The organism is Paenibacillus sp. YSY-4.3, from assembly GCF_054767475.1.
In genome coordinates, this window is record NZ_BAABMC010000005.1 from 173565 (window position 1) to 189303 (window position 15739).

The window sequence follows — 15739 nt, forward strand, 5'->3', positions numbered from 1 at the left end:
TGGGGGCTGTCCTTTAAAGCAAGTCGTATATCATCCAAATCAAAAACAAAGTTCATCTTTAACGGCCACAATTCTTATACGTTTGTAGTCCGCGAGCCAAACATTGTCCTTGTACAGCTTGGTTCTGGCAGCATCGCAAATATGGTGAAATGTTTTAGCTCTTTCATTATCCGTAAGGTCTTGAAAGAATTCATCCGCCCCTAGACCGCTTAGCCAGTGAAAGAGCCCATTCTCCCCATCTTCAAGCGGAGTAGGACGATCAAAATGCACGGCATAGGTGACCCGAAAGCCTTGTGCTTCAAGCATCGAGCTATACTGGCCAATACTAGGGAAGAACCACGGGTTGCGCTTTTCTCCAGCGATGCCGTACTGTTCGGACAGCACCTTGCAGATGCTCTGCACAATCGTATCCACGTTGCCCTGGCCGCCAAACTCGGCAACAAACCGTCCTCCTGGCCGAAGTGCCTTCCATATGCAGGAGATCACAGCCTCGGCATTCTTGACCCAGTGCAGAGCGGCGTTGGAGAATACGGCATCCATTGTCTGCTCCAGCGAGAACTCTGCAGCATTGCCGACGATAAAGTCAAAGCAGGGATATTTTCGCCTAGCCTGCTCAATCATGGCGGAGGAATAGTCCATGCCGAGCACGTAGGCTCCAGTCTTCTGAATCTCGAAGCTTAAGTCGCCGGTTCCACAGCCCAGGTCAAGAACCCTCTCTCCCGGCTGCGCCTGAAGCAGGCTAACGACATCCTTACCGTAATCGGATACGAATCCTAGCTTCTGATCATACAGCTCCGGCTTCCAATCATGAATTGATCCCATAATATTATCCTCCTAACAGGCGTGCAGATTTACTTTCAAATTTTTACTATTTCTATCATGGCATAGTCTGCTTGATTAGTTAAATATATAATTGCAATATACATAATAGATGCCGCCTATTAGAAGGTTATTCTCTTTAGAACATTTGCCGAAATCCAATGAATATCAACAACAAACCGGAAATCATCGTTGCCCGATGGCCCAATTTCTCGGCAGCGAACCTCTCCCCAAATCCTGCGCAGAGTGCCAGCAGAATAAAACTGAATAAGCCAACGGACAGAGAAGTGTACCATACATTCAATTGTGTAATGCCAGCATTGAAGCCGCCGGCTAAAGCATTCATTGCCAGGGCAATTCCAAGCAGGATTGACTCGGGCAAACTAAGCGACTTGGAGCTGTCGGCATCCGCTTCCTCTGGATTTTGGAGCAGCCGCGTTAATGAATTGGCAGAAGGCTCTTTGGGAGCGGGTTTTTTTTCTATATAAGGCTGGACCAGCACCCACACACCGACACCGATAATGACGATGGTTCCGATCAATTGGCCGATCCAAGGAGACATCCAGTTGGATATCAAATTCCCAAATAAGCCGGAAACCAGTGTAGCCAAAAAGGAAATGAAGGCAATGGTTAAGTTGGAATACCAGGGAATATGGATTTTTCGAACACCGTAAGCAATTCCGACCCCAGCGTTGTCTAGATTGGATGCCAAACCGATCGCTATGATCGCTAACAGACTGTAGGAACTCAACGAGGTTCACTCCTTTGCGTCGCTTTGCTCACAGCATATGCCCAGGGATGCGTTTTGGTTTCTCCCATAATAAATTGCTGAAAATGAAGAGAAAAACTCCCTTTCTACCGTATAAAGTAGTATAATTTACAATAAGATATATCTGAGGAGTGATAAATGTGCTTGAAAACTTGTTGCGGCCAACGCATCTGCTGTTGCTGGTCATTGCCGCGCTTCTGTTGTTCGGTCCCAGCAAACTGCCGGAACTTGGACGCAGTTTTGGCACGATGTTAAGGGAATTCAAGAAGGGCGCCCGCGGAGATTTCAAAGAAGAGGAAGACAAGCCGCAGGAGATCAAGTCCATCGAAGAAACAAGCAAGTCCTAATGATAGAAAATGGAGGCGCCGAAGGGTGCCTTTTTTGTTGCATGAAAACACAAATCGCCTGTAGAAGCCAAGAGTTTGCCTTCATACAAGTGGCTCACCCCAAAAAAAGCTGTGCATAAGTCATCGAAATAACTTATACACAGCCCACCCAATTATTTTAATTTAAAGGCACTGATATCTTCCTTAATCTTTGTGATGCTTTCCATTAATTCCTCAACCACTTCAAGATTTTGAACTAATGTGTCCGCTAATTCATCAGTTACTGCTGTTGTAATTACTGTTTTATCCAAAATTTCTTGTGAATCGCTACTAATGAGGTCAACGGCATTCACAATATCCTCTGTGCTTAGCATCTGTCTTGTGATTTGCTCCATGAGATTTGTAATATAAGCCGTACTATGTTCTGTTGACTCTTTCATATTGTTAATAATATGAGTGAAATGCGTTGCAATTTTCTCCGTATCCTCAACATGTAATTTAACATCTTCATTTGCAGATTGTACTTGGGCTATTTTACCGTTGATGTTATTGATAATCTCGCTAATTTTCTGTGTTTCTAAACTTGTAGCTTCGGATAGCTTCTTCACTTCATGAGCTACAACGGCAAACCCTCTACCTTCATCGCCAGCTCTGCTTGCTTCAATGGAGGCGTTCAAGGATAACAAGTTAGTCTGGTTTGCAAAGTTCTGTATGGTTACCAATACCTCTTGAATCGATTTCGCATATTCGATCAGTTCCTGTATTTCATCGCTTGATCGATCGACGCTTTGTGAGATACCTTGAACATTGCTATTCAATGTCTCGATATTATGGACACCTTCTTGGACGCTTGCTAAAGATTTCTCAGAGATGTTCTTCGTAGCGCTAATTTCATTTACTGAGCCTTTATTGGTTTCCAATATTTCATGCAAGCTCGCTAAAGATTCTTCTGTGTTTGCACTTTGATTTGTAACGCTATTTTCGATCAATCTGAAATGTTCTTGCAGTTGCAGTATACCCTCTCTGTCATCCTTACCGTTTACTACAGACCGGATAACGCCATAAACAGCTGTATTTTTCTCATTCACTTCTAACGTTAGATTCTGTATTTTTTGTAAAGTGTCACTGAGCTGGTCGCTAAATTGGTTAAGGTAATTCGAAAATAGCGAGAATTCATCCTTAGAGGTAATTTTAGCACGTGCACTCAGGTTTCCTTTTCCCATTTCTTGCAGCAGATATCGGAATTGATCGACGTTCTTTTGGATACTACGAGTTATGATGTATACAATGATAATAACTATCGCAATTGCCGCAATACCTAAAATGATAATCGTCGCTCGTAAACTGATCGCACCGGTCACCATATCGTCTGAAATATTCCCATGTATGCTTTCAATGACGCTGCGTACTTCGGCAACCAAGGTTGTATTCTCATTGATCAACTGAACCAGTGATGCATCTATGGGCTGCAATTCTTTTAGGATGTTCATTTTCTCTTCCATCAGACTTATTGCTTCTGTTGGTGTTTCGTTGCTGCCGAAGTAATTACCAAAGGCTGACTTCATTTCATTTATAATTGAACTGATCTCTTGATAAAGTTTTGTAACCTCTTCGCTTTTACCTTCGATCACAGCCCGATTATATTCATTCAAAAGTTGATTAATCTGATTGGAGGCATTAGCGAAATCATAGCGTTGATCCAAAGCGACTCCGATTGAAATATTCCTGGAGTGAACAGTAGTATCAAAGTATATTTCAAAAGAAACCTGATCATATTCATTTAAATTGATGTCTGTCGTATCTATTTCAATAGCAATCTCTTCCCATGAGGCATTTGCTGCTGTAAATTTGTTAGCGATTTTAAATGCTGGCTGCCCTTGAAAGGTTGTAAACTCAATTCCGTCGAAGGCAGAACCATAGCTGCGCTGTAGAGCAGAATCTGATACTTTTGCAAAGTCTATCACAGTTTGGGATGATTCGTTGATGAGTTGAATATTCGTTAAATAGGCTGTGCCTTTGTATTCTACAGCATCGCCGCCGATCCGGGCCAATAGCTTATCGCGATCCCCTTTATCCGGAATGTTGTTAAAATAGCGATATTTACTATAGGTAGTTCCGTCGACAGTTTCTGTACCTAGTGATAAAGTTGCAGTACTCAGCATAGGAATATCGACCCAGTTCGCTATCTTGCTCAACAAATCCCTTTGTTCCTGAAGTGAGCTTTCATTTTCATTCAGCTTTTGAAAAATGCCAGCGGATAAATCGAATCCGCGTTCATCGGATAGGTCAATAATTTGTTGCATGTTTGATTTATTCTGAGCTAATAACGTTTTTAAATTATCCCATTCCTTTTTGTATTTGCTATTTGGATGATTCGTATTGATAATATTAAAAGCTTCGTCGATGTTAGTGTAGATTTCGTCCAAATAATTGCTGTCTTTAGAAGAGACATACATGACGTCCAAGGTTTCATTCTGTTCCGATAGTCGGTTAACTTGGCTCATATGGGTTGTCATTTGGTAGTTTTGATTGTTGCTATTCAGCATAGTAAGCGACATTCCGCCAATTAGCAAGATAATGACCAGACATACTGCGCTTAGCAACATAAGTTTGAACTTCAATGAATGAACCAGCTTTGTTTTAACTCCTCCATGAACTCCGGATGCTTTTTCTCTAGATGGTTTGCTCTGCATGTACGAATCTCCTCTTCCAGTATTGTCCTTCATCGGACTCTCTAATTTCATGGTACAAAAGCACTACCTCCATTATTATCGGCTTAAGCTCGATAATTTCTTAGAAGGTTTTAGGACTTACATATTGAGGAAAATTGAGGTGTGGTATCAATCTTTAAGCCCCATCAGTTATGTATAGACGATCCCAAAAAAAACGGCAATCTCTCTCCGGTAGAATTCCGGAAATCGATCGCCGCTTTTAACAATCTTGCTGTTGACGTATGCTTTAATACGCCTTGATTAAATTATATGTCGTTATTCCCGCAAACGTGGAGGAGCTTTGGATCATCCAGCCGGATGGCAAGTTGTAGATCGAGGTTACCTGTTCCGTACTTCCGACGGGAAGTCCGTTTAAATTCACTAAGTTGTATGTCGTTGTTCCTGCAAATGTGGAGGAGCTCTTGATCATCCAGCCAGAAGGCGTGTTGTAGGTAGAAGTTACCTGCTGTGTTGCACGTGCAGGGCCGTTGTTAAGGTTGACAATGACATAGGTTGTTGTCCCCGCAAAGGTAGAGGAGCTTTTGATCATCCACCCGTAAGGCATGTTATAAGTGGATGTTACCGTTTGTGTTGCCCCATAAGGCGCTCCGTTTAAATCAACAAGTACATAGGTTGTAGTTCCCGCAAACGTCGAAGAGCTCTTGATCATCCAGCCAGAAGGCATGTTGTATGTCGTGGTGACTGTGATCGTGTTCCCGTAGGCTGCGTGAGCTAAACTGTAGGAATTAACAAATACTAGAAGGAAAACGAGTAGGACGGCACAATGCTTCAGCTTTTTCATAAAATACCTCCCAAAAATTAGTATAATACCAAATATATTATATAATAGTAATTATATCCATTACAATAAATTTGTTTATATGATTATTAATAGAAAAGTAATACAAGATAGGTTTAACTAAATATTTAATATAAATGTATTTTCATATGATTGGAATGAGAATTAAACTAAGGAAAGATGTGACTGCCATGCACCCATCTATCCTTCGGCAAGCTCGGGCTTCTTCCAAAATAGCGCGATTACCGTTCCGATCAATAGGACGATGGCAGCGAAATAGTACGGATAGTTCAGATTGATGTCGAACAGTGCGCCGCCGATGATTGGGCCGAAAATGTTGCCTATGCTTGTGAAAGTCGAGTTCATGCCACCGACGAAGCCTTGCTCGTTCCCCGCAATCTTTGATAAGTACGACGTGATGGCCGGGCGAATCAAATCGAAGCCGGTGAAGAGGACAAAGGTGGTCAGCAGGATGATGAAATATGTGCTTACATATGTCATCAGGAGTACAAGAACCGTGGAAATTCCCAGGCAGTAACGGATGACATTGATTTCGCCTAAACGCTTGGTGAGGCGGTCAAACAGCAGGATCTGGGCAATCGCGCCGACCAGTGCCCCGCCAGTAATGACGATAGCAATATCCTTCGGCGTGAAGCCGAACTTATGGTCAACGAACAGGCTGAAGAGCGACTCAAATGCAGCCAGGCCGAACGACAACACGAAGATCAATATGAATGCGATGAAATACATCGGTATGAAGATGCGGCGCAGACCGCTCGTTTGCTCTGGTTTTGTGGAGTCCTCAACTGCACGTTCAGGCTCTTTCAGCAGAACCAGAGACAGAATCGCAGCGAGCCCACCCAGCAGCCCGGCTGTATAGAAAGGGAGGCGCGTGTCGATTTCCGCGAGAAATCCGCCAAATCCGGGGCCGATGATAAATCCCGTGCTGATGGCAGCAGACATATAGCCAAGCGCCTTGGGCCGGGTTTCGTTTGTTGTAATATCCGCGATAAAAGCTGTTACCGCTGGCATAATGAACGCCGCGCTGACTCCGCCAAGCATGCGGGACACGAACAATACTTCAACCGTTTTTCCGAATCCGAACAGAAACTCTGAGAAGCCGAAAATGAACAGGCCGAGCACAATCATAACCTTGCGTCCGTACTTGTCCACCCAGCGTCCGGCAAACGGCGAACTGATCAACTGTGTAATGGCAAAGGCCGATACCATATAACCTACGACTTTCCCGCTAATATTCAGCTCATTCATAATGGTGGGCAGCACGGGAATAACGAGTCCGATCCCGAGGAAGGCGATAAATAAATTCGTTAACAGGATGGCCAAGGTGATTTTTGGATTTTTCATAAACAAGACTCCTCTAAATCCATACTGTAAGAACAGTAGATGATGGATAACTCTATATGTAAGGTTGATCCGCAGAGTTATTATTATACAGTAATAATATCTCTGTTGCAGTATAGGATGTATTTGCTGTTCAAACGTACTGATTATGGCGCGAGGCCATTAGAATATGAGGGATGTGTTGTGCAATAACTGGATTTGTTGCAGTTAAAAGTTGTTCTTACCTTCAGAATGTAATTTAACTGGATTTTGTGTAACTAAATAAGTCGGAAAGCCCGAGTTGGGGAAAAAATGAAGAGCTAGATACACAAAATACAGCTATTTCGTCTAATCATGGGAAAAAGAAAAAAATAGAATCATGAAATCCATCTAAATCGAGCGTAGGTCTGGGTCTGCTGAAGAAGTCGCGAATTAGGCGAATAGGAAGCTGGGGAAAATGATTGCCTTAAACATCGCACCGCAATATGTAAAGGAGTTCTTGGATGAGGCGGACGGTATGTGTAGTGCAAGATGCAACCCCTAAAAAGGACACTTTGTACAAAGTGTCCTTCTTGGGGGTTACTTGACGTTTTTAATGTAGAGAAATTAAAACAGGATTTAAAAGAGCGGCAGGTTCAGACGGATCGCCATGTATCCGAAGGGTTCTACAGCCACTTGGCCTGGCAGTACCTCGTCTCCGGTTAAGGCATCCGTACCCTGGCAAGGCAGGGTGACGCTGCCGCCACGGCCATCCATATTGACGATAATCCATACCGTTCGCCCATCGGCTTCACGTCTTGGCGCGACAATAGTGCCGCGGGTTACGTCGCTTCGCAAAATGACCTTCGCCTCAGCCGCATAATGCCGGATAAGCTGGCAGAGCAAAGCATCACCCTCCTCGCCATATGGCATCGAGCCCAGCAAAACGATCTTCCCCAGTCCATGCCGGTGCTCGGTCACGAACGCCAGGCCGGACGTCAGTCCTTCGCTGATCTCGCCTACCACGGATGCGCCGCCTTCCAGCGGCTGGAATACCGCGCTCCAAAGCGAGAGCGGGGCCGATACGCCGAAAGCGCGTCCGATCGATCCCGTACCGTCCATAGGGTACGTATACACTGTCTTTACGCCCGCAAGTTTCTCCAGTTCGCCTAGCCCTGCATCCGTCGGAATCGTATGCTCCTCCGTACGTCCTCCGGTAAGCGGGCCGGCGATCCAGATGCCGCCCCCGGCGGCGAATTCCAGCGCCCGCTGTAAATATTCCGCAGATACGTAAGGAAGAAATGGAGTGAACAACAGCTTGTATCCACCGAGATCGGCTCCTTCAGGAACCACATCGCGGTGGATGCCTAGCGACAATATTCTTCTATAGAAATCGTTCACCAACCCCCGGTGATCCAGCTTCCGGTGCGGCTCCGTTTTGAAATAAGCCTTTGCCTCGTCCGAATACGTCATTGCTACTTCGGCCTGCACTGGCTTCGTCTCCAGCAGGATCGCCTCAAGCTCCTGCCTGGCCGCCTCAACTTCCAGCACCTGTCGGTGCCCGACTGTCGGCTCGCCCCAGGCGCTCACGACGGAGCCGTGAGGCTGCTCGCTGCCCGTCCGCTGCTGCCGCCACAGCCAGTAGCAGAAGGCCTCGGCGCCCAAGGCATAGGCCGCTACAGCTTCTGCCTTCACATACCCGTTCGGGTGCGGTGCGGCGTAACTCTCCAGGGAAGCGGCATGGGACGGGCTCGTCTCCATGATCCAGAAATCCTTACCCGGTTTAAAATTCCGCCATAAATCACAATTGAACAAATAGGCGTGCGCGTTCTCTTGGGATGCATACGTATCGAACGATGCGAAGTCGAGGTTCTTAAACAGCCGTTCGTTGTCGACATGAAAGGCGATGCTGCTGTTATGTGTGATCGGCGCGGCGGAGTAGCGCCGAATGATCGCTGCTTGTTCGTCCGCGAATTCCGCGATCTTCTCCATGGAGAACCGCTGGTACATCGTCCGCAGCGATGAATTGTGCAGGAAGGGAGCTGGTCCCGGCTGCGGCACTTGGTCGAACCGCTGATAAGCCTGGCTCCAGACGTTCGTTCCCCAGGCCTCGTTCAGCCTGCTGATCGCACCGTAGCGCTGCTCCAGCCAGCGATGCCATAAGCCCCTGCACGTGCTGCACATGCATTCTGCTACATGGGCCTTGAACTCGTTGTCGAGCTGCCAGGCGATGACGCCCGGCAAGGAGCCGACGGCCCTGGCGATATGCGCAGTAATGATCGCGGACCGCTCGCGGAAATAAGGATGATTGGTGCAGGCGTGCTGCCGTGCGCCATGATCCATCACGATACCATGCTCATTCACGTACATCCGCTCCGGATGGCCGTGGCTAAACCAGATCGGTGGGGTAGGCGTCGGCGTGCACATCACCGTGTCGATCCCATGCTCATACAGCAGTTCTATCACTTCGACAAATGAGCTGATATCGATCCGTCCTTCTTCCGGCTCAAAGACAGACCACGCAAATTCCCCGATCCGCGCCACATTGATCCCTGTTTGCCTCATCATCTCGATATCCTGCAGTAACACGTCACGGCTCCATAGCTCCGGGTACAAGCAGGCGCCGTGATACAGCTTCTTATTCAACCCATCTCCACCTCTCCATCGTTGATAGCTCTCCTTCCACCAGTCTGTCTTAGCCGTAATCTCCCGGCAATAGCAATGTTTTGCCGCGTTTGCACTTTTTTGTGCGGACGGGTCTGTCGTGTGGTTTGAAGGGCCTTCAAGAAAGTCTAATTGCCGGAAAATAAGCCCTGACCCATAATGGGACTACATCGATTGCAAGCTGCCGGCTTCACGATGAATATGGAGGTGAACAGGGTGAAACCAACGGCTGCGCCAAACATCCTTATGAGGAAACAAGCTTTAAGAGCCGAGCGGGAGACCCGCTGGAAGCGCCTGAAGCGCGATAAGTGGCTGTATATTCTTCTGCTGCCGGGTCTCCTTTATTTTCTGATTTTTAAATATGTGCCCATGTGGGGAATCATGCTCGCATTCAAGAACTACCAGCCTTATATCGGTTTTTGGAAAAGCGAATGGGTAGGCTTCGAGCATTTCAAAGTTTTTTTCCAGAACCCCGATTTCTTCATGCTGCTGCGCAATACGCTCGTGCTGTCTTTGTACAATTTGATTTTCTTCTTCCCGGCTCCGATCATCCTGGCACTGCTGCTCAATGAAATACGCCGGGCTCTCTTTAAAAGAACGATTCAAACGCTGATCTACGTGCCTCACTTTATATCTATGGTCATTGTGGCGAGCTTGACTTATGTATTTCTGACGACCGAGGGCGGTATGGTCAATGAGTTTTTGTATGCGTTTACAGGCCGGAAAATTGAATTCCTCGCCAGCCCGGAGTGGTTCCGGCCGCTCATTATTATCCAGACGATCTGGAAGGAATGCGGTTGGGGGACGATTATTTTCCTGGCGGCGCTGGCAGGCGTCGATATGGAGCAATACGAAGCGGCCATTGTTGACGGGGCCAGCCGCTGGAGGCAGCTGTGGCATATCACTTTGCCTTCCATTCGCAGTACGATCGTTATTCTGCTTATTTTGCGGATGGGGACGATTCTCGATAACGGGTTCGAACAAATTTATTTAATGATGAATGCCTTGAATCGCGAGGTTGCGGAGGTGTTCGACACCTACGTGTACATGCTGGGGATTACGCAGGGGGCATTTAGCTATAGTACGGCTGTTGGATTGTTCAAATCGGTCATCGGTGTAATACTTGTGCTTGGCTCCAACTGGCTGGCGAAGAAATCCGGTGAATCGGGACTGTACTGACCATTGACCCTAGGGAGGAGAAGATGCTGTGGGCAAGCAATACAGAAGCACAAGCGAGAAAATTTTCGATGCATTCAACTACGTATTTCTTGCGCTGTTCGGACTGCTGGCGATTTTGCCTTTCATATTCGTCATCTCGGGCTCATTCGCCACGGATGCCGAAATTACGAAACGCGCCGTATTCTTAATTCCAAAAACATTTTCGCTGGATGCGTATAAATTTATTTTTTCCACGGATACGATCATGCGCAGTATCGGCGTGTCGATCTACGTGACCGTCATCGGCACGATCGTCAATCTGTTCTTTACGGTGACGATGGCTTACCCGATGGCCCGGCGCAATCTCATGGGCCGCAACTTGATATTAAACCTTGTTATTTTTACGATGCTGTTTGGCGGCGGGATGATTCCGACATATCTGGTCATTCGCGAGCTGCATTTGCTGGATACTTTGAATTCGCTTATTATACCTGGCGCGATCAGCGCGTTTAATTTGATCATCGTCAAGAATTTCTTCCAGGAGCTTCCTCCAGGGCTGGAGGAAGCCGCCAAAATCGACGGCTGCAATGAACTCAGCCTGCTGTGGAAAATCGTGCTCCCGCTCTCGAAGCCCGTGCTCGCCACCTTTACGCTGTTTTACGCGGTGGGACACTGGAATAACTTCTTCTCAGCCCTGCTCTACATTAATGATCCCAGCAAATGGCCGCTGCAGGTCATGCTCCGGCAAATCGTCATGCTATCGCAATCTGCCGGGGATCTCAGCTCCATGGACCCGACCTTCGTGCAGCCGCCAGAGCAGTCAATCAAAATGGCGGTCATCGTCGTCGGCACGATTCCGATTCTATGCGTATATCCGTTCCTGCAGAAGCATTTTGCCAAGGGAGTGCTCCTGGGCTCGATCAAGGGTTAACTTCGTCGGCTCCTCCAGTAACTGGAGTCTGATGATTTTACCATATAAAACGAGTAAAGCTTATGAAACTTTAAGGGAGGTTATCAGTGAATGAGCAGGCAAACAAGCAAGGGGAAGGGAACAATGAAACGCTGGTTATCCGTATGCCTGATTGCGGCCATGATAGCGGCGATCGCCGGCTGCGGAGGCGGCAGCTCCGGTAAAACGGCGGCAGACCCCGCTTCGGCTAGCAATGGCAATGCGAATGGGGGGAAAGAGCAAACGGAGCAAGCCCCGGTAGACCTGACGATCATGCTGCCGATTTTTAAGACGAATTATCCGAAGGACGATGGGCTGGTCGTCGAGGAAATTGAGAAAAAAACGAACAGCAACATTCATTTCGAATGGGTACCGAACGCCTCTTATGCGGATAAGTTCAACATCACCCTTGCTTCTGGCAAGCTGCCCAGCATCATTTATGTCGGGGACGTCAAGGCACCGAGCTTTGTCAGTGCCGCCAAATCCGGCGCATTCTGGGAGATAGGACCTTATTTGCAGCAGTTTCCGAACCTGAGCGGTGCCAACCCGGTCATTATGGAGAACTCTTCGATTGAGGGCAAGAACTACGGAATTTACCGCGGACGGGTGTTAGGCCGCAACGGAATTGCCTTCCGCAAGGATTGGCTCGATAACGTCGGGCTGGAAGCGCCGCAGACTGTGGATGACTTCTACAATATGCTGAAGGCGTTCAAAGAGCAGGATCCCGACAAGAACGGGCAGGACGATACGTACGGCATGGTACTCGTCAAATGGACGGGGCAATGGGCCAGCGGATTTGATACGATCAAGCTGTGGTTCGGTGCGCCGAACAAGTGGGGCATCGTAGATGGCAAACTGGTGCCAGAGCATCAATATCCCGAATATGTGGAAGCGCTTAAATTTATGAAAAAATTATACGACGAGAAATTGATCAACTCCGACTTTGCTGTCATGGACAGCGCGAAATGGGTAGACCCGATCGTCAACAATAAAGCTGGCGTCATCGTCGACGTTGTTGACGTCGGTGCACGGATCGACGATAAAATTCACGCCGCCCTTGCCAAGGAAGGAAAGGATGAGCCGGATCGCCACTACATTGACGTCCTTGGCGGAGTGACGGGAGCCGATGGCAAGCTGCATACCCTGCCGACTTCCGGTTTCGCGGGCATATTGGCCATCCCTAAATCGTCCGTGAAGACCGAAGAGGAGCTGATGCGGGTGCTCGGCTTCCTGGATCAGCTGAATGATCCAGAGCTGCAGACGATGCTTAACTTCGGCCTCGAGGGCATTCACTACAATTCGGTTGGCGAATTCGTGGAACCGATCAAGGATACCGTGAAGCTGGAGTCCGAGGTAGAAGGCTTGAATCAAATGCTCGGCTTCATTCCCGAGGACCGCGCCAAGAAGGTCAAGCAGACGCCGCTTCGCGTCAAGCAGGCCGAGGTGCAGAAGGCCAACGAGGAGTTTATTGTAACGAACCCGGCCGAGGCGTTTATTTCCACTGTCTATTCGCAAAAAGGCCAGCAGCTCGATAATATCATCAACGATGCGCGCATCAAGTTCATCGTAGGACAGATTGATGAAGCAGGTCTAATGTCCGCGTTCGACGTATGGAGAAAAACCGGAGGGGACGATCTGGTTAAAGAAATGAACGACCTTTACAGCCAAGTGAAACCATAATGTAAACGTGCCGTATGGCGGTATTAGCTGCCGCGCGAAATCATATTTGCTGATTTTGCGCGGCAGCTTCTTGCCCTAAGCAGCGATAAGCCGATTGCCCCATTTTTTGTAAACGGACTTGTAATTTACTATGAATGCGTTTACATTTTGTATATATCTTGATTCGGTTGGTGAGGAGATGAACACGGAAATTTTGGCAAAATGGTGGTCTCTGGGCTGCAAGGGGAAATATTATCGCAATAATTTAATTATGATGCTGGTCGTCTCGGCGATTCCCGGCATCATTACCGGCATGATCATTTATGGGCTGGTTGGCGGGCGCCTCGAACGCGAACTGCTGCAGATGCATCATCAGCAAATCGCGCAGCGGGCTCGGAATATCGATGAGCAGCTGTCCAATTTGGAATTGATGCTCTCCCACTGGGCGTTCGATCCCCAATTCGACTACAGCTTGAACGGCCGCGATTTCAAGCGCGATTTCGAACGGGCAAGGGACATTACGAAGACGCTGGTCGTGATGCAAGGCTCGAATACGATGGTGAAGCAGGTCGAGCTCTATTTGGCCGGGCAGGAGCCGGTGCCGCTGTTGTTCAACCCCGAGTATGGTGAAATTCAATCTTCTGCGGTATCTGACTTGTACGACAAGTTCATAGAGGGGGAACGAAGTACTTACTGGACAGAATGGGCCTTTGACCCGAATAGGCCGGAGGCTAAGGAACTCACGCTGGTGCATCATATTCCGGGCGGCAGCCAGCAGCCCTTCGGAGCGCTGCTCATCCGGATGGATACCCAGAAGGTAGCAAATATGCTGAAGACGATGACTCCCTATAATGTGGGAGAGACGTTTCTTGTACAGAACACGGGCGATTTGTATGCCTCAGCGGGCGGCAGCAGTTCGAATTCGCCCTTCGTTACGGAACTGCGCGCAAAAATCAAGGAACGGGGGCCTGCTCAGAAATCGTCCTTTTTCTTCGAATGGGACGGAGCGACCTACACGGTTACATACGGGGAATTCTCGCGGATTGCCACCGAGTGGACCTACGTGTCCGCCTCGCCGATCACGAGCATTACATCTCCGGTGATGTTCATTTCCAAGCTAATCCTGATCGTCAGCTTTAGCGCTTTACTGCTGGCGGCTTTGCTCTCCTGGATCGCCTCGAGGCGGATGTACTCGCCAATCAGACGGCTGTTCAAGACGCTCCTGTCAGATGACATCAAGGCGGAGGGCAAGGAGGACGAGTTCGCGCTCATCGAGCGGCAATGGCAAAACCTGCATTGGAAGAGCCATGATTTGCAGCGCAAGCTGGCGGAGCAACTGCCTCACGTCAAGGAGAGCTTCTTGAACCAGCTGCTGCAAGGACATTTATACGCTTATTCCGAGCAGGATTTGCGCCGCCGGATGGAGCGTTTCCGCTGGGAGGTGGAGAACAAGCGTTTTATTGTCATATACGTCCAGCTGACGGGGATGACGAACCTGGAGGGAAAATTCAGGAGCGGAGATGAAGGGCTCATATCTTATGCGGCTGCCAACATCATCGGCGAGCTGGCTATGCAGCGCTTCAGCCAGGCCGATACGATTCATTTTCACGATTTGACGGCAGGTATACTGCTTGTCCTGCCGGAGGACGGATCTGACGATGCCGAGATATACAGCTATAGCGAGGAATTGGCGCGAACGATTAACGTTATATTGAAAATGCGGGTAACGGTAGCTTACAGCGCCCCCGTATCCAGCGTGTCCGATATCCCGCTCGCATTCGAGGAAGTGAAGCAGGCGGCCAGCTATCGTCCCTTCAGCAATGAGAATCAGATCATCGACATGGAGCGGCTGGAGCAGGAAGGGACGGATGAGGCCGAGCCGACCTATTCCTTCACTTTGGAACGGGAGTTGATCCAGGCGATGCGCACCGGACAGGAGGAGGATGCATACCGCCTGTTGGCCGAATTTCTGGAGGCGCTCCGGGCCAAAGGGGCAAAGGCGATTGATGTGCAGCAGGGAATGCTGCATCTACTTGGCCATGTGCAGCATGCGATCATGCAGTCGGGAATCGATCCGAAGCGGCTGTTCATGGGCGTGAATCTGTACGAAGCGTTGTCGCAAATCCGCGAGCCGGAGCTGATGCTGATCTGGTTCAAGGAGAAGGTGGTGGCCCCTTATTTGAAGGAGCTCTCCCAGCGCTCCAACGCCGAAGTGAAAATGATGATCGAGCAGGCGATGATCTATTTGCAGCAAAATTATATGAAGGATGTGTCTCTGGATAGCTGTGCGGACGAAATCGGCACGAATTCCTTTTTTCTGAGCAAATCGTTCAAGCAGGTGACAGGAAACAATTTCATCGATTACTTAACAGAGCTCCGCATGGACAAAGCGAAGGAACTGCTGAGGGAGACTAAATTGCGGATTAGCGAAGTCGCCGAGCAAGTGGGATACCAGCATAGCTATTTCAACCGCATTTTCAAGAAGCTGGAGGGGATGACGCCGACGCATTATCGGGAGCTCGGCAGGTAATGCAGTTTGTACTGACGATAGGGTATTAGGTGTAC

The 15739-nt window shown here is 48.5% G+C and carries 11 protein-coding genes; 5 read left to right on the forward strand and 6 right to left on the reverse strand.

Annotated features, from left to right (window positions below; all coding sequences use genetic code 11):
* Window positions 1-39 precede the first annotated feature (39 nt).
* Together ACYUJT_RS17515 and ytaF are read right to left on the reverse strand one after the other, a co-directional pair.
* Complete coding sequence (locus ACYUJT_RS17515; protein WP_460324520.1) at window positions 40-822, reverse strand: methyltransferase domain-containing protein; 783 nt, start codon at window positions 820-822, stop codon at window positions 40-42.
* Window positions 823-958: 136 nt separating this feature from the next.
* Window positions 959-1570, reverse strand: a complete 612-nt coding sequence (gene ytaF, locus ACYUJT_RS17520; RefSeq protein WP_460324522.1) for a sporulation membrane protein YtaF — start codon at window positions 1568-1570, stop codon at window positions 959-961.
* Window positions 1571-1728: 158 nt separating this feature from the next.
* On the opposite strand from ytaF, the gene tatA reads away from it, so the two are divergent.
* Window positions 1729-1935: a twin-arginine translocase TatA/TatE family subunit gene (tatA, locus tag ACYUJT_RS17525; protein WP_460324524.1), complete on the forward strand. Its 207-nt coding sequence runs from the start codon at window positions 1729-1731 to the stop codon at window positions 1933-1935.
* 152 nt (window positions 1936-2087) lie between these two features.
* On the opposite strand, the gene ACYUJT_RS17530 is transcribed toward tatA, so the two are convergent.
* The 4 genes from ACYUJT_RS17530 to ACYUJT_RS17545 form a co-directional block, all read right to left on the reverse strand.
* Window positions 2088-4607 carry a methyl-accepting chemotaxis protein gene (locus tag ACYUJT_RS17530; RefSeq protein ID WP_460324526.1) on the reverse strand — a complete coding sequence of 840 codons (2520 nt, stop codon included), beginning with the start codon at window positions 4605-4607 and terminating at the stop codon, window positions 2088-2090.
* Window positions 4608-4872: 265 nt separating this feature from the next.
* Window positions 4873-5427 carry a hypothetical protein gene (locus ACYUJT_RS17535; protein WP_460324528.1) on the reverse strand — a complete coding sequence of 185 codons (555 nt, stop codon included), beginning with the start codon at window positions 5425-5427 and terminating at the stop codon, window positions 4873-4875.
* Window positions 5428-5625: 198 nt separating this feature from the next.
* Window positions 5626-6789, reverse strand: a complete 1164-nt coding sequence (norA, locus tag ACYUJT_RS17540) for a multidrug efflux MFS transporter NorA (protein WP_460324530.1) — start codon at window positions 6787-6789, stop codon at window positions 5626-5628.
* Window positions 6790-7383: 594 nt separating this feature from the next.
* A complete protein-coding gene (locus ACYUJT_RS17545; RefSeq protein ID WP_460324532.1) occupies window positions 7384-9390 on the reverse strand; it encodes a beta-galactosidase in 2007 nt (668 codons plus the stop codon).
* Between the two features lie 264 nt (window positions 9391-9654).
* Here ACYUJT_RS17545 and ACYUJT_RS17550 point away from each other — a divergent pair, with 264 nt between their 5' ends.
* The 4 genes from ACYUJT_RS17550 (at window position 9655) to ACYUJT_RS17565 (ending at window position 15704) form a co-directional block, all read left to right on the forward strand.
* The gene (locus ACYUJT_RS17550; RefSeq protein WP_460324809.1) at window positions 9655-10587 is read left to right on the forward strand and encodes an ABC transporter permease; all 933 of its coding nucleotides are present in this window, start codon (window positions 9655-9657) and stop codon (window positions 10585-10587) included.
* 28 nt (window positions 10588-10615) lie between these two features.
* Window positions 10616-11497, forward strand: coding sequence for a carbohydrate ABC transporter permease (locus ACYUJT_RS17555; RefSeq protein WP_460324534.1), 882 nt, complete (start codon window positions 10616-10618; stop codon window positions 11495-11497).
* A gap of 90 nt (window positions 11498-11587) precedes the next feature.
* Window positions 11588-13195, forward strand: a complete 1608-nt coding sequence (locus ACYUJT_RS17560; protein ID WP_460324536.1) for an extracellular solute-binding protein — start codon at window positions 11588-11590, stop codon at window positions 13193-13195.
* A gap of 178 nt (window positions 13196-13373) precedes the next feature.
* Window positions 13374-15704: a helix-turn-helix domain-containing protein gene (locus ACYUJT_RS17565; RefSeq protein WP_460324538.1), complete on the forward strand. Its 2331-nt coding sequence runs from the start codon at window positions 13374-13376 to the stop codon at window positions 15702-15704.
* The last annotated feature ends 35 nt before the right edge of the window (window positions 15705-15739 follow it).

Coding starts and splice junctions, on each gene's coding strand:
- ACYUJT_RS17515 (WP_460324520.1), bottom strand. CDS start 822: ATGGGATCAATTCATGATTGGAAGCCGGAGCTGTATGATCAGAAGCTA.
- ACYUJT_RS17560 (WP_460324536.1), top strand. CDS start 11,588: ATGAGCAGGCAAACAAGCAAGGGGAAGGGAACAATGAAACGCTGGTTA.
- ACYUJT_RS17530 (WP_460324526.1), bottom strand. CDS start 4,607: ATGCAGAGCAAACCATCTAGAGAAAAAGCATCCGGAGTTCATGGAGGA.
- norA (WP_460324530.1), bottom strand. CDS start 6,789: ATGAAAAATCCAAAAATCACCTTGGCCATCCTGTTAACGAATTTATTT.
- ACYUJT_RS17550 (WP_460324809.1), top strand. CDS start 9,655: ATGAGGAAACAAGCTTTAAGAGCCGAGCGGGAGACCCGCTGGAAGCGC.
- ACYUJT_RS17535 (WP_460324528.1), bottom strand. CDS start 5,427: ATGAAAAAGCTGAAGCATTGTGCCGTCCTACTCGTTTTCCTTCTAGTA.
- ACYUJT_RS17565 (WP_460324538.1), top strand. CDS start 13,374: ATGAACACGGAAATTTTGGCAAAATGGTGGTCTCTGGGCTGCAAGGGG.